23 protein-coding genes and 1 pseudogene are annotated in these 23,014 nt (G+C 68.9%); 13 read left to right on the top strand and 11 right to left on the bottom strand.

Annotated elements, in window-relative coordinates; all coding sequences use genetic code 11:
- Positions 1–103: 103 nt before the first annotated feature.
- The 4 genes from PLJ28_RS09535 to PLJ28_RS09520 all read left to right on the top strand — a co-directional run bounded on the left by PLJ28_RS09535 (position 104) and on the right by PLJ28_RS09520 (position 3,742).
- On the top strand, positions 104–883 hold the full coding sequence (locus PLJ28_RS09535; protein WP_183529252.1) for an SDR family NAD(P)-dependent oxidoreductase: 780 nt from the start codon (positions 104–106) through the stop codon (positions 881–883).
- 10 nt (positions 884–893) lie between these two features.
- Entirely contained in the window at positions 894–1,811 is a 918-nt protein-coding gene (locus tag PLJ28_RS09530) for a sugar phosphate isomerase/epimerase family protein (RefSeq protein ID WP_324590065.1), read from the top strand.
- 10 nt (positions 1,812–1,821) lie between these two features.
- Positions 1,822–2,508, top strand: a complete 687-nt coding sequence (locus PLJ28_RS09525; protein ID WP_324590064.1) for an NrtR DNA-binding winged helix domain-containing protein — start codon at positions 1,822–1,824, stop codon at positions 2,506–2,508.
- A 115-nt stretch (positions 2,509–2,623) separates the two neighbouring features.
- Entirely contained in the window at positions 2,624–3,742 is a 1,119-nt protein-coding gene (locus PLJ28_RS09520) for an NAD(P)-dependent alcohol dehydrogenase (protein WP_324590063.1), read from the top strand.
- A 106-nt stretch (positions 3,743–3,848) separates the two neighbouring features.
- On the opposite strand, the gene PLJ28_RS09515 is transcribed toward PLJ28_RS09520, so the two are convergent.
- Positions 3,849–4,040: a CsbD family protein gene (locus tag PLJ28_RS09515; RefSeq protein WP_298042186.1), complete on the bottom strand. Its 192-nt coding sequence runs from the start codon at positions 4,038–4,040 to the stop codon at positions 3,849–3,851.
- 356 nt (positions 4,041–4,396) lie between these two features.
- Between PLJ28_RS09515 and PLJ28_RS09510 the strand changes: the two genes are divergently transcribed.
- On the top strand, positions 4,397–5,566 hold the full coding sequence (locus PLJ28_RS09510; protein WP_324590062.1) for a glutamate--cysteine ligase: 1,170 nt from the start codon (positions 4,397–4,399) through the stop codon (positions 5,564–5,566).
- Positions 5,567–6,076: 510 nt separating this feature from the next.
- Here the strand turns inward: PLJ28_RS09510 and PLJ28_RS09505 are convergent.
- From PLJ28_RS09505 to PLJ28_RS09475, 7 genes are all read right to left on the bottom strand, one after another.
- Positions 6,077–7,174 (bottom strand): LLM class flavin-dependent oxidoreductase, encoded by a 1,098-nt coding sequence (locus tag PLJ28_RS09505; RefSeq protein WP_298042192.1) that lies wholly within the window; start codon positions 7,172–7,174, stop codon positions 6,077–6,079.
- A gap of 106 nt (positions 7,175–7,280) precedes the next feature.
- Positions 7,281–7,487 carry a tautomerase family protein gene (locus tag PLJ28_RS09500; RefSeq protein ID WP_298042195.1) on the bottom strand — a complete coding sequence of 69 codons (207 nt, stop codon included), beginning with the start codon at positions 7,485–7,487 and terminating at the stop codon, positions 7,281–7,283.
- A gap of 6 nt (positions 7,488–7,493) precedes the next feature.
- Positions 7,494–8,975, bottom strand: a complete 1,482-nt coding sequence (locus PLJ28_RS09495) for an aldehyde dehydrogenase (protein WP_298042198.1) — start codon at positions 8,973–8,975, stop codon at positions 7,494–7,496.
- Positions 8,968–9,741, bottom strand: coding sequence for an alpha/beta fold hydrolase (locus tag PLJ28_RS09490; protein ID WP_298042200.1), 774 nt, complete (start codon positions 9,739–9,741; stop codon positions 8,968–8,970). Before PLJ28_RS09490 ends, PLJ28_RS09495 begins: the two co-directional genes overlap by 8 nt.
- Positions 9,741–10,289 carry an amino acid synthesis family protein gene (locus PLJ28_RS09485; RefSeq protein WP_298042203.1) on the bottom strand — a complete coding sequence of 183 codons (549 nt, stop codon included), beginning with the start codon at positions 10,287–10,289 and terminating at the stop codon, positions 9,741–9,743. Before PLJ28_RS09485 ends, PLJ28_RS09490 begins: the two co-directional genes overlap by 1 nt.
- Positions 10,286–10,954 (bottom strand): amino acid synthesis family protein, encoded by a 669-nt coding sequence (locus PLJ28_RS09480; RefSeq protein WP_298042206.1) that lies wholly within the window; start codon positions 10,952–10,954, stop codon positions 10,286–10,288. Before PLJ28_RS09480 ends, PLJ28_RS09485 begins: the two co-directional genes overlap by 4 nt.
- Positions 10,955–10,984: 30 nt before the next feature.
- A complete protein-coding gene (locus PLJ28_RS09475) occupies positions 10,985–11,740 on the bottom strand; it encodes a GntR family transcriptional regulator (protein ID WP_324590061.1) in 756 nt (251 codons plus the stop codon).
- 142 nt (positions 11,741–11,882) lie between these two features.
- Here PLJ28_RS09475 and PLJ28_RS09470 point away from each other — a divergent pair, with 142 nt between their 5' ends.
- The 5 genes from PLJ28_RS09470 to PLJ28_RS09450 all read left to right on the top strand — a co-directional run bounded on the left by PLJ28_RS09470 (position 11,883) and on the right by PLJ28_RS09450 (position 17,239).
- On the top strand, positions 11,883–12,812 hold the full coding sequence (locus tag PLJ28_RS09470) for a flavin reductase (RefSeq protein ID WP_324590060.1): 930 nt from the start codon (positions 11,883–11,885) through the stop codon (positions 12,810–12,812).
- A gap of 215 nt (positions 12,813–13,027) precedes the next feature.
- Complete coding sequence (locus PLJ28_RS09465) at positions 13,028–14,644, top strand: BCCT family transporter (RefSeq protein ID WP_298042257.1); 1,617 nt, start codon at positions 13,028–13,030, stop codon at positions 14,642–14,644.
- A 227-nt stretch (positions 14,645–14,871) separates the two neighbouring features.
- A complete protein-coding gene (locus PLJ28_RS09460; protein WP_298042214.1) occupies positions 14,872–15,621 on the top strand; it encodes an alpha/beta fold hydrolase in 750 nt (249 codons plus the stop codon).
- Positions 15,618–16,334 carry an esterase/lipase family protein gene (locus tag PLJ28_RS09455; protein ID WP_324590059.1) on the top strand — a complete coding sequence of 239 codons (717 nt, stop codon included), beginning with the start codon at positions 15,618–15,620 and terminating at the stop codon, positions 16,332–16,334. Before PLJ28_RS09460 ends, PLJ28_RS09455 begins: the two co-directional genes overlap by 4 nt.
- A 407-nt stretch (positions 16,335–16,741) precedes the next feature.
- Positions 16,742–17,239 carry a hypothetical protein gene (locus PLJ28_RS09450; protein WP_183529240.1) on the top strand — a complete coding sequence of 166 codons (498 nt, stop codon included), beginning with the start codon at positions 16,742–16,744 and terminating at the stop codon, positions 17,237–17,239.
- Between the two features lie 251 nt (positions 17,240–17,490).
- Here the strand turns inward: PLJ28_RS09450 and PLJ28_RS09445 are convergent, their stop codons facing one another.
- Positions 17,491–17,817, bottom strand: a complete 327-nt coding sequence (locus PLJ28_RS09445; RefSeq protein WP_298042222.1) for a carboxymuconolactone decarboxylase family protein — start codon at positions 17,815–17,817, stop codon at positions 17,491–17,493.
- A 14-nt stretch (positions 17,818–17,831) separates the two neighbouring features.
- Positions 17,832–18,281 carry a DUF7144 family membrane protein gene (locus tag PLJ28_RS09440; protein WP_298042224.1) on the bottom strand — a complete coding sequence of 150 codons (450 nt, stop codon included), beginning with the start codon at positions 18,279–18,281 and terminating at the stop codon, positions 17,832–17,834.
- A 217-nt stretch (positions 18,282–18,498) separates the two neighbouring features.
- Between PLJ28_RS09440 and PLJ28_RS09435 the strand changes: the two genes are divergently transcribed.
- The 3 genes from PLJ28_RS09435 to PLJ28_RS09425 all read left to right on the top strand — a co-directional run bounded on the left by PLJ28_RS09435 (position 18,499) and on the right by PLJ28_RS09425 (position 22,526).
- Complete coding sequence (locus PLJ28_RS09435; RefSeq protein WP_298042227.1) at positions 18,499–19,074, top strand: hypothetical protein; 576 nt, start codon at positions 18,499–18,501, stop codon at positions 19,072–19,074.
- A 136-nt stretch (positions 19,075–19,210) separates the two neighbouring features.
- A complete protein-coding gene (locus PLJ28_RS09430; RefSeq protein ID WP_298042229.1) occupies positions 19,211–20,506 on the top strand; it encodes a cation:proton antiporter in 1,296 nt (431 codons plus the stop codon).
- Positions 20,507–20,804: 298 nt separating this feature from the next.
- A complete protein-coding gene (locus PLJ28_RS09425) occupies positions 20,805–22,526 on the top strand; it encodes a SulP family inorganic anion transporter (protein WP_298042232.1) in 1,722 nt (573 codons plus the stop codon).
- A 132-nt stretch (positions 22,527–22,658) separates the two neighbouring features.
- On the opposite strand, the pseudogene PLJ28_RS09420 reads toward PLJ28_RS09425, so the two are convergent.
- A pseudogene (locus PLJ28_RS09420) lies at positions 22,659–23,014 on the bottom strand (MFS transporter); the annotation flags it as partial.

Below are 23,014 nucleotides of genomic sequence, written 5' to 3'. Positions count from 1 at the left end.
CGCGCCCGGCGCGACCCCTGACACCGGTGGGGGTGCCCTGCCACGGCGGCACTCCCACCGGACCCAACGCATCCACCCCTCGCCACCCCTCCAAGGAGAACCCATGACCACCCTGCACGACAAAGTCCTGCTGATCACCGGCGGCGCCAGCGGCATCGGGCGGGCCACCGTCCTCCGCTGCGCCGAGAAGGGCGCCAGCGTGATCGTGGCCGACCTGAACCTGGAGGGTGCCCAGCAGGTGGCCGACGAGGTCACGGCCAAGGGCGGCCGGGCCCGCGCCGTGGCGGTGGACGTCTCGGACTTCGCCGCCGTCGAGCAGGCGGTCCAGTCCGCGGTGGACGCCTTCGGCCGCCTGGACGGGATCTTCAACAACGCGGGCATCGCCGGCGGCAGGCCGTTGCTGGACCATGACCCGGAACGGGACTACCACCCGATGATCCGGATCGACCAGGACGGGGTCTACTACGGGATCCTCGCCGCGGCCCGCCAGTTCGTGAGACAGGGCGGCGGCGGGGTCATCGTCAACACGTCCTCCATCTACGGTGAGCAGGCCGCCGAGCTCTCCTTCTCCTACAGCGCGGCCAAGGCGGCGGTCATCTCCTTCACCCGCTCCGCCGCCTACGAGCTGGCCGAGCACGGCACCCGCGTCCTGGCCATCACCCCCGGGCGTGCCAACACCGCCATCATCCAGCAGTTCCCGCAGCACCTGCGGGAGCTGTTCGCCTCGGAGCAGCTCCGGGACACGATGACGGAACCGGAGGAGATCGCCAACGTGGTGGCGTTCCTGTTCTCGGAGGACTCCAACGCCATGAACGGCACCGTGGTGCACGTGGACGACGGCTACTCCGTGTTCAAGCACCGCTTCGAACTCCCGGTGTTCTGAGGTGTCGGCCATGGCCACGGCCGAGGTCCAGGGCCGCCCGGGACTGGCGGTGGACCTGGCCTGCCAGAGTGCGGCCTTCACCACGGACCCGTTCAGCCCCGAGTTCGCCCGCAGCCTGCCGGTGCTGCGCGACGCCGGCTACCGGCGCGTGGTGCTGGGCCCGGTGGACCCGTCCAGCCGGGGCGTGGCGGACCTGGCCCGGCGGATCGGCGACGCCGGTCTGGCCCCCATCACCATGGCCGTCCAGTCCCCGGAGGCGAACGTCGGGTCCGAGGACCCGCACGTCCGGCGCCGGGGTTTCGAGCAGTTGCGGCGCTTCGTGGACCTGACCGCGAGGATGGGCGGGGACCAGCTGAACGGGGTGCCCTACGGGGTGCACGGGGACGCGGCGTCCCGGCCCTCCGGGGCCGACGTGGCGCGCGTCGCCGAACTCGTCGGGGACGTGGCGGAGGAGGCCGCCGCCGCGGGGATCATGATGACCTTCGAGGTCGTGAACCGCTACGAGACCTCCGTGCTCAACACCGCCGCCCAGGCCGTGCGCTTCGTGGAGCTGTCCGGTTCGCGCCACCTGAGGATCCACCTGGACACCTTCCACATGGCCATCGAGGAGGCCGACCTGGTGGGGGCCGTCGCCCACGCCCTGCCGTACCTGGGGTACCTGGAGTTCGGCCAGTCCTCCCGCGGACTGCTCTCGACCGGCAGCCTGGACCTGGCCCGCGTGCTCGAGGACACCCTGTCCCTGGGTTACACCGGGCGTTTCGGGGTGGAGGGGTTCAGCCGGTCCCTCATGCAGGAACCGGTGGCCGACGCGCTGAGGATCTGGGACACCACGTTCGCCACGGGAGAGGAGTTCGTCCATGATGCCGCTGTTCTCTTCGCCCGCGACGCCGCCCGTACCGGGACCGGGAACCACCACCGCTCTGGCTAGATTGGGTGGCATGGTGCCCGAGCGTGATGACCTGCTGTCCTACCCCCGGCCCTCGGTGGCCGCGGACGTGGTCCTGCTGACGGTGGCCGACGGGGAACTCAAGGTCGTCCTGCGCCGCCGGGACGAGGGCCGTCATGCCGGGGAGTGGATGCTGCCGGGCACCATGTTGCGCGAGCGCGAACGCCTGGGCGATGCCGTGCTGAGGTGCCTGGAGACCAGGATGCACGTCCGGGGGCGCTCGCCGCGGCAGTTGCACGTCTTCGACGATCCGGACCGCGACGACCGGGGCTGGGTCCTGACGGTCACCCACCTGGACGTGGTGCCGCTGGCCGAACTGGAACTGGCCCTGGAGCACGGCCACGGACAGTTGCGGGCGGTGGACCAGGTGCACGGGCTGCCGTTCAGCCACGACGAGATCATCGGCTGGGGCGTGCGGATGGTGCGGTGGGAGTACGGCCAGACACCGGACCCCTGGTGTCTGCTGGACGACGAGTTCACCATGACCCAGCTGCGTCAGGTCCACGACGCCGTCGCGGGGGCCCCGCACCAGAAGGACACCTTCCGCCGGGCCATGGAACCCCAGCTGGAGGCCCTGGACATCCGGGCCATGCCGCCCGGTGGGAGCGGGCTGGGCCGGCCGGCCCGCGTCTACCGCCGGCGCCCGGACGGTTACCACCCCGTGCTCATCATGGCCTGAACGGCCTACGGTACGGAGCGGGGGCGTCCAGCCCGGACGCGGACGGCCCCCGGCCCATGACCCCGCAGCTCTCGGCTGCGGCGCCCTGCGACCCACGAGAACACAGGAGTTCCCCATGAAGATCGAAGCCCTCGTCGTCGAGGAGACCAACGCCCCCTTCACGAAGGAGGAACTGGAGCTGCAGCAGCCCGGCCCGGGCGAGGCCCTGGTGCGGGTGGTGGCCTCGGGCGTCTGCCACACGGACGCGATCACCCAGGCCGGTGACATGCCGCTGCCGCTGCCGGGCGTCCTCGGTCACGAGGGATCCGGCGTGGTGGAGGCCGTCGGCGAGGGCGTCACCTCCGTGGCGGTCGGTGACCACGTCATCATGGGCTGGCCCTACTGCGGGCAGTGCCGCAACTGCCGCCGCGGCGAGCACCGCTACTGCGACCTGCTCGGCCCGGCCGTGGTCAGCGGCCGGCGGTTCATCGGGCCCCAGGCCGGCACCTCCGCCTACACCCGCGCGGACGGGTCCTCGCTCTCCGGTCACTTCTTCGGCCAGTCCTCCTTCGCCACCTACTCACTGGCCAACGCCAACGCCCTGGTGACGGTGGACAAGGACGTGCCGCTGGACCTGGTCGGGGTGCTTGCCTGCGGCATCACCACCGGTGCCGGGGCGGTCCTGAACACCGCCCGGCCGCGTGCGGGGGAGTCGCTCGTGGTCTACGGGGCAGGCGCCGTCGGGCTGGCCGCCGTCATGGCCGCGCGGAACACCCCGGCCACCACCATCATCGCGATCGACCTGCACGACTCCCGGCTGGAGCTGGCCACCCGCTACGGTGCCACCCACGTCATCAACTCGCTGCACGAGAACGCCCTGGAGCGCATCCGGGAGATCTGCGGCGGCCCGGCCGACTACGCCCTGGACTGCACGGGTGTCATCCCCGTCATCGAGGAGGCCGCCGAGGCCGTGGGCATGCTCGGCACGCTCATCCTCATCGGTGGCGCCCCGGCCGGGGCCCGCTTCAGCCTGGACCACCTCGGCGCGCTGTGGGGCAAGCGCGTGGTCGGCACGCTCGGCGGCTCGGGCACCTCCCAGGAACTCATCCCCGCACTGATCGCGCTCTACCAGCAGGGCCGGTTCCCCTTCGACGAGCTCGTGCAGTTCTACGGCTTCGACCAGGTGGAGGACGCCTTCGCGGACAGCAAGTCCGGCACCACCATCAAGCCCGTGCTGCGTATCGGCCAGGCCTGACAGGGGAGGGACCGCCCACGGAGGACTCCTCCGCCAGAACGCACTGCGGCCCCGGACCCATGACGGGTTCCGGGGCCGCAGCCGCTGGTTCAGAGGGTGTGCCGGTCTACTTCAGGCCGTCCTTGAGGTCCTTGGCGGCGTCCTTGACGTTCTCGCCAGCCTGCTTGGCATGGCCCTCGGCGTTCTGGGCCTTGCCCTCTGCCTGCAGGTCGGGGTTGTCGGTGGCATCGCCAATCTTGTCCTTGGCGCCTCCAACAGCCTTGTCGGTCGCGTTGCTGATCTTGTCTCCGAGTCCCATGGGCACTCCCTTCTGTCGGCGATCAAGTCCTCTCACCCTATGCCCCACTGCGTGCGCGGGGAACCCTCCGGCCGGTGGTTTCCTCCATGGCGAACACACACGCCTGGACGGCTGGGGCTCGCTCGACCCGGGGTCACGCACGGCCGGCCCGCCGTCAGGTGATGCAGCGGGGGCGGGGCGGGGAACAGGCGCCGCGCCCAGTTCTCCCTGATGTCCGGGGCCCGGCATGGAGGCCTGGTCCTCCCAGCGAACATGTAGTCAGTACACGTAGAATCCTGGGTTCGCCCGTGGGTGTGCCGCTTGCTCCGCACCCTCCGTAGTGAGGGACGAGGGGCAGGACGGACGAGGAGACCCTCATGCGCACCTTCGGGGTGGAAGAAGAACTCTTGCTGGTGGATGCCGGCACCGGCGAACCGTTGCCGGCCGGGGACTGGGCCGCCGCCCTGCAGGACGAGCCGGCGCCTACCGGTCACCAGGTGAGCGAGGAACTGCACGAGGAACAGCTCGAGGTCATCTCCCCGCCCCAGACCACCCTGGCCGGGCAGCTGGCCTCCATCCGTGCCGGGCGCGCACTGGCAGAGCGGACCGCCGCCCGGGTGGGCGGACGCGTGGTGGCCCTGCCCACGGCGCTGGGTCCGGTCTCCCCGCACCCGGTGCCGGGACTGCGCCACCGCAGGATCGCCACCAAGTTCGGTCTCACCGTGGCCGAACAGCTCACCAACGGCTTCCATATCCACGTGGGCGTCGACTCCCGCGCCGAGGGCGTGGCGGTGCTGGACCGGATCCGCGTCTGGCTGCCGACCCTGCTGGCCCTGAGCGCGAACTCCCCGTTCTGGCACGGGGACGACACCGGGTTCGCCTCGTACCGCTACCAGGTGTGGTCCCGGTGGCCCACCGCCGGGCCCACCGATGTCTTCGGCTCCCGGGACGCCTACGACCGCTACCGGTCGGCCCTGTTGGACACCCAGGTGCCGGTGGACGCTGACATGCTCTACTTCGACGCCCGCCTGTCCGAACACCACTCGACCGTGGCGATCCGGGTGGCCGACGTCTGCCTGGACGCGCATCATGCCGCGGTGATCGCCGCCCTCACCCGTGCCCTGGTGGAGACGGTCGCCCGCGCCTGGGCCGACGGGTCCCCGGCCATGCCCGTGCCGGCCGCGCTGCTGCGGGCCTGGTCCTGGCAGGCCAGCCGCAACGGGGTCGCCGGAGAGCTGATCGATCCGGCCACCGGCACCCCCGCACCCGCCGGGGACGTCATGATCCGCCTGCTCCACGTCGTGGGTCCGGTGCTGGCCGAGTATGGGGAGCGGTCGGCGATCGAGGCCGGGGTCGCGAAGATCCTGCGCGAGGGCACCGGTTCCCAGTACCAACGGGAGGTCTACGCCGAACGGCACAGCCTCGGCGACGTCATGACCGCCGCCCTGGCCGCGACCCACCAGGCCCCGCCCGGCCCCTCGGAGTCTCTCGTCCCGCACCACCCGGAGGACGACACCCCCCAGGGGGCACCGGCCGCCGTGTCGTAGGGCCCGAGGAGCGGGGCCTGCTGGTCCGCGTCCAAGTCACCGCCGGCCCCGGGGCGGGCTTCACCGCCCTGAGGGCACGCCGGCATCATCGTCTCCGGCTCCTCCGGCTCCTCCGGCACCGCGCAGCCCACCAGGGAGGCTGGCGTGGAGAACGGGGCTCTACAGAGCCGAGACGATCCAGATGATCAGGGCGATGGCCACCAGGATGCCGACGATGGTCCAGACAAGACTGCTACCACGCATGGTGTTCCTCCGTTCTCCGCGCTCTGCGGATCGTCAGTGATTATGGGCACATCAACCCCCTGCAGTTCTAGTTCAGGGGTGCTGTGAATCCCTACGCGGTGGCGGAGATCAGGCCGGGTCGATGCCCCGGCAGTGCTCACCGCCCTGAGCCGAGAGAACGACAGGCCCTGGCCAGGGAATCATCCGTGTCACCTCACATCGAGGACCGTTCGGTGTCTTGGCCAGGGCCTGTGTGTCTGCGCCGTTTCCTCCGGATCAGGGGTGTGCTCAGGAAGGCAGGCCAGCGCGGGCCGGCTGCTGTCCGTCTTCAGCGGCGGTGCGGTTCTGGAAGTGCGGGACCACTTCGTCGATGAACAGCTGCAGGGACTGCTTCTTCTGTTCGTGGCTGAGGGAGTTGTCGCTCCAGAAGCTGAACTCGTCCACGCCCAGGGCCTCGTAGTGCCTCAGCCGTTCCACCACTTCCGCCGGCGTACCGATCATCGCCGTGCGGTGCAGGGAGTCGGGGGTGAACTCGGCGCGCTCGGCGAACTTCTCCTCGGGGCTGGGCTCGAGGAAGCCATTGGCCGGGGCGGTCTTGTTGCCGAACCAGGCGTCGAAGGTGCGGTAGAACCGGTTGATGCCCTCTGCTGCCGGGCGCCAGGCATCGGGCTCGGACTCGGCGTGCACGTAGGTGTGGCGCAGGACCAGGATCTCGGGACGATCGACCTCGGGATGGTTGCCCACGGCGGTGTTGAACTTCTCGACGAGGTTCTCCACCTCCTCATCGTCCTTCATCAGGGGGGTGACCATGACGTTGCAGCCGTTGGCGACGGCGAAGTCGTGGGTGTCGGGATCGCGGGCGGCGATCCACATCGGTGGGGTCGGCTGCTGGATGGGCTTGGGGACAGAGGTGGAGGTGGGGAACTGCCAGATCTGACCATCGTGGGCATAGTCACCCTGCCACAGTGCACGGACGGCCGGGACGAGTTCGCGCAGGTAGTTTCCGCCCTCGGCGGCGGGCATGCCGCCGGACAGACGGTCGAACTCGAACTGGTAGGCGCCGCGCGCGAGGCCCACTTCGGCCCTGCCGCCGCTGATCACATCGAGCAGGGCAGTCTCGCCGGCGGCCCGGATGGGGTTCCAGAACGGCGCGATCAGGGTGCCGGCGCCGAGCCGAATGGTGGAGGTGCGAGCGGCCAGGTAGGCCAGCTGGGGCATGGGGCTGGGGGAGATCGTGTATTCCATCGAGTGGTGCTCGCCGATCCAGACGGTGCTGAATCCACCGGCCTCGGCCATCAGCGTCAATTCGGTGAGGTTCTGGAAGTGCTCCTGGTGGGAGAGCTGATCGTCCCACCGTTCCATGTGCACGAAGAGGGAGAAGCGCATGGGGCGGCCTTTCTGTCGGGGCGGCGTCCTCGCCGCCCTGCGGATGGGGGTTCTGCTGAAGGTCTGGGCGGGACCGGGACGGTATCCGCCCGGTTCGGTGGTCGGGTCAGGAGCCTGGCGTGGTCGCTCGCGCCTCGGCGATCGTCCGGTTTCCCCGTGACCAATGCTGTGGTTCTACTTCGCGGATGATGACCGTGATGTTCTCACTGGCGGCATCCACGGTCTTCTCGGCGACCTGGTGCACGCCGTCGATCAGGGCGCGTAGTTGTTCTGGAGTGCGGCCGGTGCCGATGGAGATCTCGATCAGGGGCATCGTGTCCTACCCCCGCATGATGAAGGGGTCCGCGACCGGCCCCTCGTCGGTGTTGATCCAGATGCTCTTGAGCCGGGTGTACTCGTGCATGGACTCCAGCCCGTGCTCGATCCCGACTCCGGAGGACTTGAAGCCCTGCCGGGGAGACATGGGGGACATGGCCCGGTAGGTGTTGATCCACACGGTTCCGGCATCCAGGTTCTGTGACATGCGCATGGCCCGGGACAGGTTCTGGGTCCACACGCCTGCGGCCAGCCCGTACTGGGTGTCGTTGGCCAGGTGCAGGACCTCTTCCTCGGTGTCGAAGGGCATGATGGCGGCCACCGGACCGAAGATCTCCTCCTTGTTGATGCGCATGTCATTGGTGGTCTCGGTCAGCAGCGCCGGCTGCAGGAAGTATCCGGGCAGGTCGATGTCCGGGCGCTGCCCGCCGTAATGCAGGTGCGCACCTTCCTTCGTGCCGATGTCGATGTAGGAACGAACCTTCTCCAGTTGGTCCTTGAAGGCCAGCGGGCCCAGCTCGGTCTCGTCCTGCAGGGGGTCACCGATCTTGATGCTCGCGGCCCGTGCGGTGACGCGCTCGAGCAACTCGTCGTAGACGCTGCGGTGGGCGAACACCCGTGCTCCGGCGATACAGGTCTGTCCGGCGGCCGCGAACACCCCGGCCACCACGCCCATGGCGGCGTTGGCCACGTTGGCGTCCTCGAACACGATGTTCGGGCTCTTGCCACCCAGTTCCAGGGTGGAACCGATGAAGCGGGAGGCGGTCTTGGCCGCGATGGCCGCTCCGGTGCCGGTGGATCCGGTGAAGGAGATCTTCGCCAGGCCCGGATGGTCCACCAGGGCCGCACCGGCCTCGGCGCCGAGGCCGGTGACGACGTTGACCACCCCGTCGGGGTACCCGGCCTCGTGGGCCAGTTCGGCCAGGCGCAGGATGGTGCGGGAGGTGTACTCGCTGGGCTTGATCACCAGGGTGTTGCCGGCGGCCAGGGCGGGGGAGAGCTTGGAGACCGTCAGCGTCAGGGGGGAATTCCACGGGGTGATCGCCCCGACCACCCCGAGGGGTTCACGCTGGGTGAAGTTGATCATGGCAGGGGACGTGGTGGGGATCTGTGATCCCTGCACCTTGTCGGCCAGCCCGGCGTAGTAATACAGGTACTCCGGCAGGGATCGCAGCTGACCGCGCATCTCGCGCAGCAGCTTGCCGTTGTCCAGGCTCTCGTAGCGGGCCAGTTCCTCAGCGTGCTCACCGATCAGATCGCCCAGCCGACGCAGCAGGTGGCCGCGCTGGGTGGGGGTGGTGCGGCGCCAGGACGTCGACTCGAAGGCCGTGCGGGCGGCGTCCACGGCAGCCGCGACGTCCTGGGCGTCACCGCGGGCGGCCTCATACAGCACCTCGAGGGTGGCAGGGTTGGTGCTCTCGAAGTACTCACCGCTTGCCGGCTCGCGGTGTTGCCCGCCGATGAAGTGAGTCAGCCGTTCAGCCATGATGGGCTCCTTCTGGGTGCTGTTCGCTGCTTGCGAGATGGTGCTGGAGGTGCTCGACGAGCACCTCGGGGCGTTCGGCCGGCAGCATGTGCCGGACCCCGGGGACGACGACGGCCCGGCCATGCGGGACCGCCGTCGCCAACCGGTGGGTCATCTCCGGGGTGGAGCCGGGGTCCAGTTCCCCGGTGACGGCCAGGGTGGGTGCGTGGATGCGATGCAGGTCAGGGGCGATCTGCTGGTCGCCGGTGGCGAAGACCGCATAGGCGTGCAGGTAGGACTGACGGTCGTTGGCCAACAGGGTGGCCCGGGTTGCCTGCCGTTGGGCGTCACTGACGGCCGCCTCCGGCGGATACCACCGGTCCAGGGCCCGGTCGACTCCGGTGGCAAAGTCCTCTCCAGCAGTCTCCAGGCGCCGACGGACCGCGGCGGACTCCTCGTCGGTGCGTCGGCAGACCGTGCTGATGCAGGTCAGGGTGACCACTCGGTCCGGGTGGTCCACGGCGATGCGCTGCGCGACCAGGGCACCCAGGGAGAACCCGACCAGATGCACCCGCGTCTCAGAGATCCGCTCCACTACGTTCTGCGCCATCTCCGCCAGGTCGGTGGGGCGCCGCAGGGGTGGCTGGCCACCGTGCCCTGGCAGGTCCAGTGCCTCGACCTGCAGGCCGGCGGCGTCCAAGAGGTCCACCACGGGGCCCCACATGGTGCGGTCCAGGCCGACCCCGTGCAGCAGCACCACGGGCACTGACTCAGTGGCCTCGGTCATCAGTCTGATCCCAGGGGCGCCAGGCGCTGGTGTGGCCGGCCCTGGGCCGCGCCGGCCAGGGCGATGAGGATCTCACCCGGATGCGGGGCGTCAGCGACGCGGACCTCCACGCTCTGGTGGTGGGAGCGGATGGTGGCGTCGGTGAAGTGCTTGAGCGGGATGTCGAAGACCGTGCCGGCCGCTGCACGCTTCTCCACGGCCGGCAGCAGCGTGGTGGCGTTGGCGGCGTTGCGGAAGTGGTCACCGAATTTCAGGGTGTGAATCAACGCCGAGCCGTGTTCGATCTCCCCCTCGAGGCCGACGATCGCGGCCTTGCCGTAGGCCTCCAGGGGGGCGTCCAGGGCTTCCATCACCCGAGGGGCCAGCAGCGCGCCCAGGTCGGAGGCGACCGCGTCGATCCCGGCGCTCAGGTTCTCCACGAAGCCCTGACCTGCCCACGGGTTGTCGATCACAGCAGCCACGATGACGACGCGTGCCGCCGGTTCGACGGCACGGCCGCCCTCCGAGAGGGTTTCCTCAACAAGGGTGGTGATCTTACGGACGTTCATGGGGTGATTCCTTTCAGGATGTCGGAGGTGATGACCTCATCGGTGGTGCGGTCCCCGATGCGGGCGTGGGGCCGGGGCCCGGAGGAGGCCACGGCGATCACGCAGATCTCGTCGGCATGCGGGGCGTCGGGCAGATGGACCTCCATCGCCTGGTAGTGGGCCCGGGACGCGGCGTGGGTCTTGTGCCACATCGGCACGCGCACCTGGCTGCCGGCGGTGGCGCGGCCGTCGGTGAAACAGATGATCGAGCTGCCCTGCAGGAACTCCCTGACCAGGTTCCCGAAGTAGGGCGTGTGGATGAGCGCGCCGCCGTGCTCGACTTCCCCGTGCAGACCGACGATCGCGGCCTTGCCGAAGGTCTGCACCTGGTCCGCTCCGCCGAGGGCCTTCAGGAGCCGGTCGCTGAGCAGTTTGGCCAGGACGGGTGCGACCCGGCGGGTATGCGACTCCAGGTCCTCGGTCGTGTCCGTGTCCAGCCAGGGATTGCGGACCACGGCCATGGCGCTGGCCTGCCTCAGCGGATGAGAGGGGGCGGACCCGCCCTCGGTCAGGATCTCGTCGCACACCGTGTGCAGGGCACGCACCCCCAGGGCCGTGGCGAGGCGTTCTAATGACTCGGTGGGGGCGGTCGGGGTGGCGGTGGCCGCCTTGGACTCAATGGTCATCGTGGTTCCTTGCTGCGAAGGTGGACGGGGTCACCCGGTGACGCCGGCTGCGCCGGTGTCCGTGTGTGCTTGTTCAGGGTCTGCGGGGGCGCTCTCCCAGGGGGCGTTGCCCTCGGGGATGCTCAGGGCGGCGTAACTGGAGGCGTGCACGTGCACGCGCATGGCCGATTCGGCCCCGATCGCGTCCTTGTGGCGGATGGCCTCCAGCACCGAGTGGTGTTCCCGGGTCGAGGCGGCCAGCCGGCCGGGGCGTTGGACGGTCGTGACCACGATGCGCTGATAGGCGAGTTGGTTCATCAGCCGCTCGTAGTGCTCCAACAGCTTGGCGTTGTCCGCCCCCCGGACGATCGTCCAGTGGAAGTCATGGACCAGCGAGGCATAGGCGGCTGCGTCGTCGTAGAGCACCGCCTCATCCGAACGCTTCAAATTCTCCGCGAGGCGATCCAGCTCCGGCACCGGCCCGCGGCGGGCCAGCAGTCCTGCGGCAAGACCCTCCAGGGACTCCTTGAGCTGGAACAGCTCCACGACCTCCCGGCGTGTGGGCACCCGAACAAAGGTCCCCACCCGGGGCCTGATCTCGACCAGTCCCTCGTTCTGCAACTGCTTGAGCACCTCGCGGATCGGCGTCCGGCTGACTCCGAATTCCTCGGCAAGCACGGCCTCGGGCATGAGCTCTCCCGGAGCGTACTGGCCGCTCAGGACCTTGGAACGCATCCGATGAAGCAACGAGGAACGGTCCTCCACCGCAGGTGCGGGGCTCTCGATCGTAGAGGTGGTCTGTGGCATGCCAGAAGATTCTCATGCATACAAGACGATGTCAATGGATCGCCCGGATCGAGCGATATAGCGCTGATTTCTGCGGTATTGACGGCTGTATGTGATGCACATTACTCTCTGTGGCATGCAAGAGGATCTGAAGAACGTCGTGATGGATACCTGGTGCGCCGCGTGGGATCACGGTCAGCTCGATGCCCTGGACGCGGTGCTGGCCGAGGACTATGTGCGCTACAGCGCCGCCAATGAACAGCCGTTGTCGCGTCAGCAGTACAAGGACCAGATCCGCGAGGTCCGGGCTGCCTTCCCCGATCTGACGACCACGGTCGACGCCCTCCTGCTCGACGGGGACCAGGCGGCCATGTTCTGGCACTCCGTCGGCACCTTCTCCGCCCCGCTTCACGACGTTCCCCCGACCGGCACCGTGGTGACAACCCGCGGTTCCAATGTCCTGACCTTCCGCGATGGGAAGATCGTCCGCGAGGAGGTCACCTGGGACGCCAGTGAACTGCTGGCCGACGTCGGGCTGCCGTCGCTGAAGTCCGCCTTCGAACCCGAAGACGTGGCCGCCGTCGTCGACAGCCCCGCCAACCCGGGGACCCCGCCGAGGGAAATGCTCAAGGCCTTCAACAAGCAGTTCATCACCGGAGTGACGGTGGTGGCCACCAAGGACGAGACCGGGGCCCCACGGGGGCTCGCGCTGAACTCGTACGTGTCCGTGTCCCTGGACCCGCCCCTGGTGCTGGTCTGTGTGCAGAAGACCTCGTCCACGTACCCGGCGTTGTTCCGGGCGTCGCATGTGGGGATCAGCATCATGTCCAGCACCCAGGGGGATGCGCTGTCGGTGTTCTCCTCGAAGGACAAGGACAAGTTCAGCCAGGTCGCCTGGCACGAGGGCCCGCAGGGCAGCCCGCTGATCGATGACTCCGCCGCCAGCCTGGAGATCGAGATCAAGGAACGCTTCCAGGCCCTGACCCACACCGTCTTCATCGGCCGGGTCCAGTACGCGGAGTCCACCGAAGACGCTCCCATCCTCTACAAGGCCGGCAAGTTCTACGACGGCCGAGGCCTGCAGCAGCTCTAGGCCACCCCACCCCGACCGTGGGTTCACCTGAGCCGGCGGCCCCCTTCCTTATTGGAGGACCCATGTACACCAACGACGACCGCCCGGACCGTACGCGCCGCAGTCGGGCAGAGCAGACGCTCTCCACGCCTGCGCGGGAGCAGGTATCCCGATCCGAGCCCGAGGGGCCTGAACTCCCCGGGCACGGCCTGGAGAAAACACCGATCACCGAGGCCATGCTGCGCGCGGAACTGCTCCGGAACCGGCCCGGGGCCGTGTTCTGGACCTCGATCGCCCTGATCGCCGCATTCATGCTGTGGGCGGCGCTGTCCCCCGAGAGCCTCGGCGGGGCCATGACCACGGCCATGAACGCGGTCGCCGCCAGCGTCGGCTGGTCCTACCTCCTGGTCACCCTTGGCTGCATCCTGATGCTGCTCTACTTCGCGTTCAGCCGCTTCGGCCGGATCCGCCTGGGCGGGGACCACGACCGCCCGGAGTTCAGCACGGTCGCCTGGCTGGCCATGATCCTCTCCGCCGTGATGGGCATCGGCCTGATCAGCTACGGAGTGGCCGAACCCATCTCGCACTTCGCCGCCCCACCCCACGGGCTGGCTGAACCCGGCACCATCGACGCCGCGGTGCGGGCCCTGCAGTTCTCCTACTTCGACTGGGGACCGCACGCCTGGGCGGTCTTCGGGGTCTTCGGTCTGGCCATCGCCTATTCCACCCACCGCCGCGGCAACACCGGCCTGGTCTCCCCCATGCTCCGACCCATCTTCGGTGACCGAATGGACGGCTGGCTCGGTCACGTGGTCGACGTCTTCGCCATCCTCGCCACCCTCTTCGGCACCACCACGTCCCTGGGCCTGGGCGCCTCGCAGATCAGCGAGGGCATGAACCGGGTCTTCGGGATCCCCACCGGAGTCCTGCCGCAGGTGCTCATCATCGCGGTCATCACCGTGCTCTTCACCCTCTCGGCCCTGTCCGGGGTGCACCGGGGCATCAAGTACCTCAGCCAGATCACCATGACCCTGACCACGCTCCTGGGCCTCTACGTGCTGTTCGCCGGTCCCACGAACTTCATCAGCAATCTGTTCTTCCGCTCCGTGGGCCAGTACCTCAGCGACTTCTTCCAGGTCAGCCTCATCACCCCCACCACCCCGGAGGATGTCCAGTGGTTCCAGTGGTGGACCTATTTCATGATGGCCTGGTGGCTGAGCTGGGGCGCCTTCGTCGGGGTCTTCCTGGCCAAGATCTCCCGCGGCCGGACCATCCGCGAGTTCGTCTTCGGGGTGATGGCCGTGCCCAGCCTGGTGTTCTTCATCTGGTTCACCATCTTCGGCGGCACCGCCATCCACGTCGACCTCTACGGCGGCGGACAGATCGGGGCGGCCGCCCTGGAGGACGTGAACTCCGCGTTCTTCGACATGCTCGGCCACTTGCCACTGGTGCAGATCACCTCGGTCATCGCGATCGTGCTGGTGGTGCTGTTCTTCGTCTCCGGAGCGGACGCCAACACTTTCGTGCTCAGCATGCTGTCCTCGCGCGGCACGCTCAATCCCACCCGCCCCGTGCTGACGGTCTGGGGCGTACTGACCGGCGTGTCCGCCATCCTCCTGCTGCTGGTCGGTGGACTGGCCGCCCTGCAGCAAGCCGCCATGCTCTCGGCGCTACCCTTCACGATCATCGTCGCCCTGCTGGCCGTGAGCCTGGTCCGCGAACTGCGCGCCGACCCCCAGTTCGACACCACCCTGCCCGTCAGACGAGAGGACCTGACCACCGCCGCCATCAGGACTCGGCCCAGTGAGGAGGCCAACCCCAGCCCCGAGCCCGACGCGACAGTGCCGAACTGATTCCACGGTCCTGCCCGCATAGGCCGAACCCAGCCCCGGCCCCCTGCCCCTCACCCCGAGGGAGGAGGGGGTCGGGGCTTTGGGACATCCAACCGTCAGCCGGCCCATGCTCCACCCGTGCGATACGTATCAGCGCCTCGATCGCGCGGAAAGGGCGAGGCCTATTTCGCGGCAGCGGCGGTAAAATAGGCCCTTATTCGCCTATGCGGCAGGCAAAGGAAGGCAGTGTGCGCATCAGCGATGTGGAACGGCGGTGCCTTCAGGTGGAAGGCACCGAATTCATGATCGAAACCCGGGGTTCGGGGTCCGATTGCTTCGTATTGGTGCCCGGAATCGGGATGTCCCCACGGTATTTTGTTCCCCTGGCCCGGGAACTAGCGGCCACGGCAACGGTGCACGCCATGCACCTGCCCGGCTTCGGTGCTGCACGGCGCCCGGTGCAGGCGTTGCCGATCCGGGAAACCGGCCGGTTGGCCGCGCAGGCGCTGCGGCAGCTACACGGGGGCCGGTTCATCGTCGTCGGACATTCCATGGGGTGTCTGACCGGAGTCGAAATGGCCCTGGCGGATCCGGCCGCGGTCCGGTCGCTGGTGCTGCTCGGGCCCTCTATCAACAGCCGGGAGCGGACCCTCCGCATGCAGCGACGGCGCCTGATCCAGGACACCCTCTGGGAGCCGCCCCAGGTGGCCTGGACGGCGGCCGGTGACTATCTCCGCTGCGGGCGCCGCTGGTACTACGCCAATGCGGCGTACATGATCGACTACCGGTTGGAGGAGCGGCTACCGCTGGTCCATGCCCCGATCGTCCTGGTGCGGGGCGAGCACGACCCCATCGCCCCGCGGTCGTGGCTGGCCGAGCTGGCGGCTGCCGGCACGGCGGCGGTCATGACGGAGATACCCGGCGAGGCCCATGCCGTGATGTACCGCAGCCCGGTAGCCGTGGCCCGGCATTGCCTTGACCTGGCAGCCAGATCGTGAAGCGCGTCGCAAAGGCCGCTGCCCGGCTGCCGGTCCGCGGTTGGTGGTGGCTACTGGACTACTGCCACGCGGGCCTCAGGCAGGTGGATGGCGTGCTGTTCCGCACCGACCCGGCACCCTACCAGCAGGCACCGCGCGCCGACCGGCCGGTGCTTCTGATCCCCGGAGTCTACGAGAATTGGCAGTTCATGCACCGGATAGCCCGGACGCTGCATGCGGCCGGGCACCCGGTCCACGTGGTCCGCACCTTGGGCTACAACCGCGGCGAGCTGGGTCGGATGGCCGCGCTGGTCGCCGGTTACCTTCGGGAGGCCGACCTGCGCGACGTGACGATCGTGGCGCACAGCAAAGGCGGTCTGGTCGGCAAGCACGTGATGCTCTCGTCCACGTCGGCCGGGCGGATCCGGCACATGGTCGCCGTGAACAGCCCGTTTTCCGGATCCGTCTACGCCGGACTGTTCCTGGACCCGAGCATCCGGGCATTCTCGCCGCGCAACCGCGGCCTGCGTGCGCTGTCCGAAGACCGGTCCATCAACCACCGCATCACCTCGGTGTTCAGCACGTTCGACCCGCATATCCCCGTCGGGAGTCATTTGCCCGGTGCCAGGAACATCAAGCTGGATTCGGAAGGGCACTTCCGCACCCTCAACGATCCCTCGCTGCCGGAGATCCTGCTGCAGGCATTGGCTGAACCGGAGGATTCCAGTCCCTAGGGCCGAATCACGGGCAGCAGGGTCGAGGTCGCACGAGAATGCCGCACTGGACGACGGGGGCCTCGCCGCGCGTTCCGACCCTGAGCGCGGTGTGAATATTCGTGCCGGTGGGGTCCATCGGCTGCGCGCGGCGGTTGGCCGGAGGCTCCAGCGATACGGTGTCTGGCGCCGATGATGGCGAAGGTGGGGGTCAGCCTGCTGGGCCTGCTGCGGTGGTGCGGGCCAGGGCGGAGAATCTGGCGTCAACCAGGACTGTGTATCGCCCGGAGGGGCCTCGAGCCACATCTCATCTGCCGGGGGTGAGGCGCGCGGGCCCACCGCACAGCATGCTTCAGTCACCAGACTCCTGGCCCTCCCGTGGTGCCCCAGGAGCGGATCGGCCCAGGACGGGCCTGGAGGAGGCCACCATGCACTTCAAGAGCTCATCGGCCACAGGCGTTGTGGCTATCGGCGCTACCACGTTGTTGTTGGCCGTGGCGGCATGTACCGGCGGGGGCCCACAGGAAAGTACACCTGCACCGGCAAGTTCGACCGCCCAGGAGAGCACGCCCGCGCCGGAAAGCCCAGACCCGTCAGAGGGGGTTTCGCAGGCCTGCGCGTCCGCGGACCGTTTCGCTGATGCCCTCGTCGAGTTCCGGGCCACCCTGAAGCCCGAGTCCAGTCTCGAGCAGATCCGTATGGCGCGGGAGAAGGTGACCGCGTCCTTCGACGCCCTGGTGAGGGACGCGCGGGATCTTGCCCAGGACCGCGTGGCAGAGCTCGAGGCCAGCGTCAGTGAGCTCCGTGCCGCGGTCGCCGCGGTCCCGGATGACAGCGCCGTGCCCGAGGCCATCGTGTCCCTCCGGGACGAGGCAGACGACGTGCGTGCAGCGCTGCAGAACCTTCGGCGCGATATCACCTGCTAGCCGCACCCGGCCAGAATCCGCGCTGGGAGTGGCCGGGGCCGGTCGACCGCTGCGGATCGGTGTCATCGCCCTGGGCGCGTTCATCGTCTTCGTGATGGACCGGCCAGGCCCTGCAACCACCGTCTCCGTTCTGCTGCACGAACGACCAGGGAAAGGATCCTGCCTCGGTGCGGTGTGACAGGACTGACGCGTCGGGTACCCCACGCGGCTCCCGATGAGGTCCCGTCTGCCGACCGCGGACGCCCGGCTGTTTACTCGTCGCCTGCGGTCTCGGCCTGCGCCTCAAGACCGGTGGCGAAACCGAGCGCCTCGAAGAGGTGGGTGGCTGCCGCGACGACCCGCGGGGTGCCGATGATCGGGGCCACGGCGACGAGGATCCCCTGGACATCCTCCAGGGTGATACCGGCGTCTAGGGCTTCACCGGCATTGAGCAGATACGAGGCGGGCGGGGCGTCGACGGCCGCGAGTACCGCGATCCGCGCCAGCATCAACTCACGGGGATCAAGAGTGCAGTGGTCGATGGACGCGGCGGTGATCTCGGCGAGGGCGTCGATGACGGGGTTCTCGTCGTTGGCCATGGTCAAGTCTCCCTTCAGGGGTATTGGCGAATCTCCCGGCCGTGCACGGCCAGGGCGTAGATGATGAGGACGTCCAGGGCGATCAGGATGCAGCTCCACACCGGATAGGCGGCGATGAACGCGAAGCTGGCCAGCGCGCTGACCACGGCCAGCAGGATGCCGACGAGCCGCGCCCAGAACTGTCCCGCGAGGACTCCGATGCCGGCGACGAGGACCACGGTCCCGGCGATCAGGTGGACCCATCCCCAGGTGGTGTAGTCCAGGTGAATCGAGAGCCCCTGGGGGCCCACGAGGTAGTACTCGGAGTTGAACAGGGCGATGAGTCCCTGGATCGCATGGAAGGCCCCGAGCAGGATCATCAGGACCGCGGCGAAGACCAGCCACCCCACCCATCCTGAGCTCTCCGGAGGGTGCCTGGTCAGGGTGGTGCCCGCGGCGTCCGATGTCGGCGTGGTGGTGTTCATCTCGGCCTCCTGCCCGCTGTAATGGTCCCGTCCACTATGGGCGCGCAGCCGGCGCGGTACCTCCTCCCCAGCGGGTGAAAACCAGGCCTCGCCCGTTCCCGGTGATCTAGAATGACGCGCATCAGAGCACAGTGCGGTTCAAACCCACCGGGTGCCGTGGCACGCGGCGGGCCCAACAGCCACAGTGACGTGGCGAGCCCAGTCGGAAAGAGCGGCTGTGGGCCAGATCGGTATCTTTTTGGGCGAGTTGTCCGCCGTTGAGGACGCGCGGGCAAGGCCGCTGTGTGACTGGGTGGATTTCCTCGACCGGGGGCACGTGCAGGTGAGCACACCCGCCGGAGTCTGCACGTTCCGGCTTCCCGCCGCTCGACAGGTCATCGCCGACGCCTTGCACGCAGGTTGCCCGGATGATATCTCATCCCCGGATCCCTGGTCCGCGGACGTCCAAGAACGCCTCAGGCACCACCGATGGGTCCAGTTGTTGCGAGATCTGGGCCAGTACTGCGGCGATCTTGCCAGCCTGACGCGTAACCATCCACCGGCCAAGACACCGTGGCGCTATCAAAGGATCGAACGGTCCGGAGCAACGGCACTGATCACCGTCACCAACGGTCGTGAGCACCACATCCACGCGGTCGATCTGGAGTCACTCACCCCGCCGTCGGCGGTGCCCGTCGAGATCGCCTGGGCCGTCCTCGCCCAGTCAGTCCCACGGACCCTGTCCGATGCCACCTCATCATCGCCATGGGGCCAATTGCTGCACCGGAGGCGGACCCACTCCAGGCTCATCTAACGCTGGCACTAGGCGATCCCCGTTGCTGTTATCGCGGTGTGTTCAGGGTCAAGATGTGGGTGTGTTGAACACTTCGGAGACGGGGTGGCGACAGGGCCTCCAGGAGGCCAGACGACAGCAGCCTCGGAGGTGCGCGGTGGGTGATGATTCCGGTGCTGCGGGCGCCGGTCTTCCGCTGCTGCTGGTCGGGACGGTCATGGTCTATGCGCTCATCTGCCGGTGGCTCGAGCGCGTCGGCATCACCGCGGCCATGGTCTTCGTCGCGGTCGGGGTGCTGGTGGGCAGCGCCGGGTTCGGCCTGGTGGCGGTGGACCCGCAGGCACACTGGTTCCTCGTCGTCGCCGAGGTCACCCTCTCCCTGCTGTTGTTCTGTGACGCGGCGCGCCTGAGCCCGCGGAAGGTCGGTGGGGATCTGGGGCCCGTGTTGCGTTTGCTGGGCATCGGCCTGCCGCTGACCATCATCACGGGAACGGTGCTGGTCATCACGGTCTTCCCTGAGCGGGGCTGGGTGGCCGCCGCCCTGGTCGCGGCGATCCTGGCCCCCACGGACGCCGCGCTCGGAGCCGCCGTTGTGAGCGATGAACGCGTGCCGGTCCGGGTGCGGCGGATCCTCGGCATGGAGAGTGGGCTCAACGACGGGCTGGCCACGCCGGTCGTCTCCGTACTGATCGCGGTCGCCGCCTCCCAGGCCGGCATCGCCGGTGGGGAGAGCTGGCAGGTACGGGCGGTCTACTCCCTGGGGGTGGGTGTCGCCGTCGGGGCTGGTGTGGGGTTCGGTGGTGGGCTGGTGCTGCGGTGGTGCCGCCGCCGGGAGTGGACCTCACCGCTGTCCGTGCAGGTGGCCGTGCTCACCTTGGCGTCGGTCTGTTACGTCGGGGCCACCTCGATCGAGGCCAACGGGTTCGTGGCCGCCTTCCTCGGCGGGCTCGCGTTCACCACGGCCACCGGCATGCGGGCTGCCGAAGAGGAACTGGCCTTCACCGAGACGCTCGGAGTCCTGGCCTCCCAGGTGGTGTGGCTCCTGTTCGGTGCCGCCATGGTCGGCCCGGCGCTGGCGCGCATGACGACGGAGACCGTCCTGGTGGCGCTGGGCGCGCTGACGGTGGTTCGCATGGTGCCGGTGGCCGTGGCCATGGTGGGTTCGCGCTGGTCGCCGGCCACGATCGTCTTCGTCGGCTGGTTCGGTCCCCGTGGACTCGCCACGGTCATCTTCGCGCTGGTCGCCCTGCAGTCCCTCGGGACGACCGGCCTGGCGGACCATGTGCTGGACGTCGCGGCGGTCACGGTGCTGGTCTCGATCGTGGCGCACGGCCTCAGCGCCGGTCCACTGGCGATCCGCTACGGGACCTGGGCCGCCGGGTTGTCGGCGAATGCACCGGAACACGTGCAGGTCGCGCCCGCGTCCCGACGGCGCCTGGGTCTCCACCGCTAGACGGGCGGAAGGACTGACACGATGAGCGGACGGTTCATCAGCCTGCGCGCCCACCGACGACCAACCGTCCATCCCGCAGAGGGACACCGCACTGGCCGACCCGGTCCGGGCGGCCACCATCCGTTCTCGATCGAACGTGATGACCGTGAGCCCGTGAGGAGCGAACCGGCCACCTCCAGGCGCACGGCGCGGACCCTGACGAACCCCATCCGGCGTGCTTCAGGGGCCGGTGGTAACCGAGGCACCGTCGGCACCGGGACCGTGGCGCAGGCGGTGGGACGTGCGGTAAGACTGGCCCATGGCGAGGGCACCAGGACAACGCCCCGGCCGGGTCCCCATCATCGGCCAACTCCGCACCTATGACCGCGCGTGGCTGCGCGGCGATCTGATCGCCGGAGTGACCGTCGCCGCCCTGATCGTCCCCAAGAACCTGGGCTACGCGGGCATCGCCGGGATCCCGCTGCAGAACGGGCTGTACGCGGCCGCCGCCGGAGCGCTGGTCTACGGGATCTTCGGCAGCTGCCGGCAGATCTCGATGGGTCCCAGTTCAGGTCTGGCGGCGGTGGCCGCCAGCGCCGTGCTCGCGGCCGGCATCACCGGTGAGGTCGATACCGCCTCGTTCGTCGCCGGTATCACGCTGGCATCCGGACTGGTGTTCCTGGTCCTGGCCGTGCTGCGCATCGGCTGGATCGCGCAGTTCCTGTCCAAGGCGGTGGTCACGGGTTTCCTCTGCGGCGCGGCGATCGACGTCGTGATCGGAGAACTCCCCAAGCTCACCGGGACGGACGTCACCGGGTCCAACCCGCTCCAGGAACTGCGGTCCTGGGTGGGCACGCTGGGCGAGGCACACCCGACGACGGTGGTCGTGGGCGGACTCGCCCTCGCCGTCGTCTTCGGACTCAAGGCCGTCGTGCCCCGGGTTCCCGGTGCCCTGGTGCTCGTGGTGGGCGGACTGCTCGCGGCGGCGGTGCTCGACCTCGGCGCACGGGGAGTGGCGTTGGTCGGCGACGTTCCCCGGGGACTGCCCTCGCTGCAGGCCCCGGACGTCCGATTGATGGGGGACCACGCGGGCACCACGGCAATCGCGGCCGTGGCACTGGTCCTGATCGGTTTCTCCCAGACGGCCGGTGACGCGCGGACCTTTGCCGCCAGGCATCATTACCAGATCAACATCAACCAGGAGTCCTTGGCGCAGTCGTTGGCCAACATGGCCGCAGGCCTGTTCCGGGGCATGCCGGTCTCGACCAGCCTGTCAGCGAGTTCCCTGAACGACCACTCCGGGGCGAAGACCGGCCTGGCCTCCCTCACCTCGGGGGCCACGGTCCTGCTCACGCTGTTGATCCTGGCACCGCTGTTCTCGATCCTGCCCAAGCCCGTGCTGGCGGCGCTGATCATCGAGGCCGTCGTGATGGGCATGATGGACGTGCCGGAGATGCGGCGGCTGGCCCGCGTGCAGAAGGTCGACTTCTGGATCGCTGTGGCGGCGATCTTCGCCACCGTGCTCGTCGGCGTGCTGGCGGGCGTGCTCATCGGCATCGGGCTCTCACTGATCTGGCTCATCGCGGTGGCCACGCACCCGGCGATGCCGGTCCTGGGGCGTGAACCGGGCACACGGGTCTTCCGGGAGGCCGATGAGCACCCCGGCGACGAGGTGCTCGCCGACGTGGCCGTGCTCCGGTTGGACGGGGGTCTGTTCTTCGCCACGGCCGACGCCCTCGAGGACCGGCTGCGCGAGATCATCCATGAGAGCCCTGGCCTGACCGGGATCGTGCTCGACTGCGGGGGGATCAATTTCGTCGACTCCCAGGGCTCGGCCAAGATGGCGGACATCGTGGCCCTCACTCATGACGCGGGCGTCATCCTGCGGCTGACCCGGCTCAGGCCGGCAGCCCGGGGGGTCCTGGACCGCGACGGCGTGATCGAGGCCATCGGGGCGGACAGGATCCACGGCAACATCCACCGGGCCGTCGAGGCGCAGCGGGCGGCCGCACGACGGGACCGCGACGGCGGCACCGGCTAGGTGGCGTCATCACGGCTCCCGGCCTTGCGGTTCCTCATGCGGAGACGGCCCCAGTTCTAGGAACCGGGCCGATCGCTGCCGGTCAGGAGTCGGCGGCAGGGAACTCGGGAGGTGTGCGTGTGCCCGCCGAGTTCACGATGGTCGCTGGGCCAGCCGCGCAGCCAGGAGACCGCCGGTGCAGAACATGACGGTCAGGACCAGCACCAGCAGCAGGGGAGCGGTCCAGCCACCAGAGGTCGCGTTCAGCCAGCCGGCCAGGGGCGGGGTGATCGTGGCGACCAGGTAACCACCGGTCTGCACCCACGCCGAACCGGAGGCGGCCTCTGCGTCGGTGACGGCCACCCGGGCGATGATGGAGAAGATGGCGGTGAACCCACCGCCCTGGGCGATGCCGCCGATGATGGACCACAGCACGTAGGCCTCCGGGGCCAGGAGCAGGCCCAGGGGCAGGATGATCCAGAGCACTCCCATCACGGCCACCGGGACCC

The organism is Citricoccus sp., assembly GCF_035445025.1.
GTDB lineage: Bacteria > Actinomycetota > Actinomycetes > Actinomycetales > Micrococcaceae > Citricoccus.
Note: the sequence above shows the minus strand (reverse complement) of the source record. Positions and strands in the feature narration are given on the sequence as shown.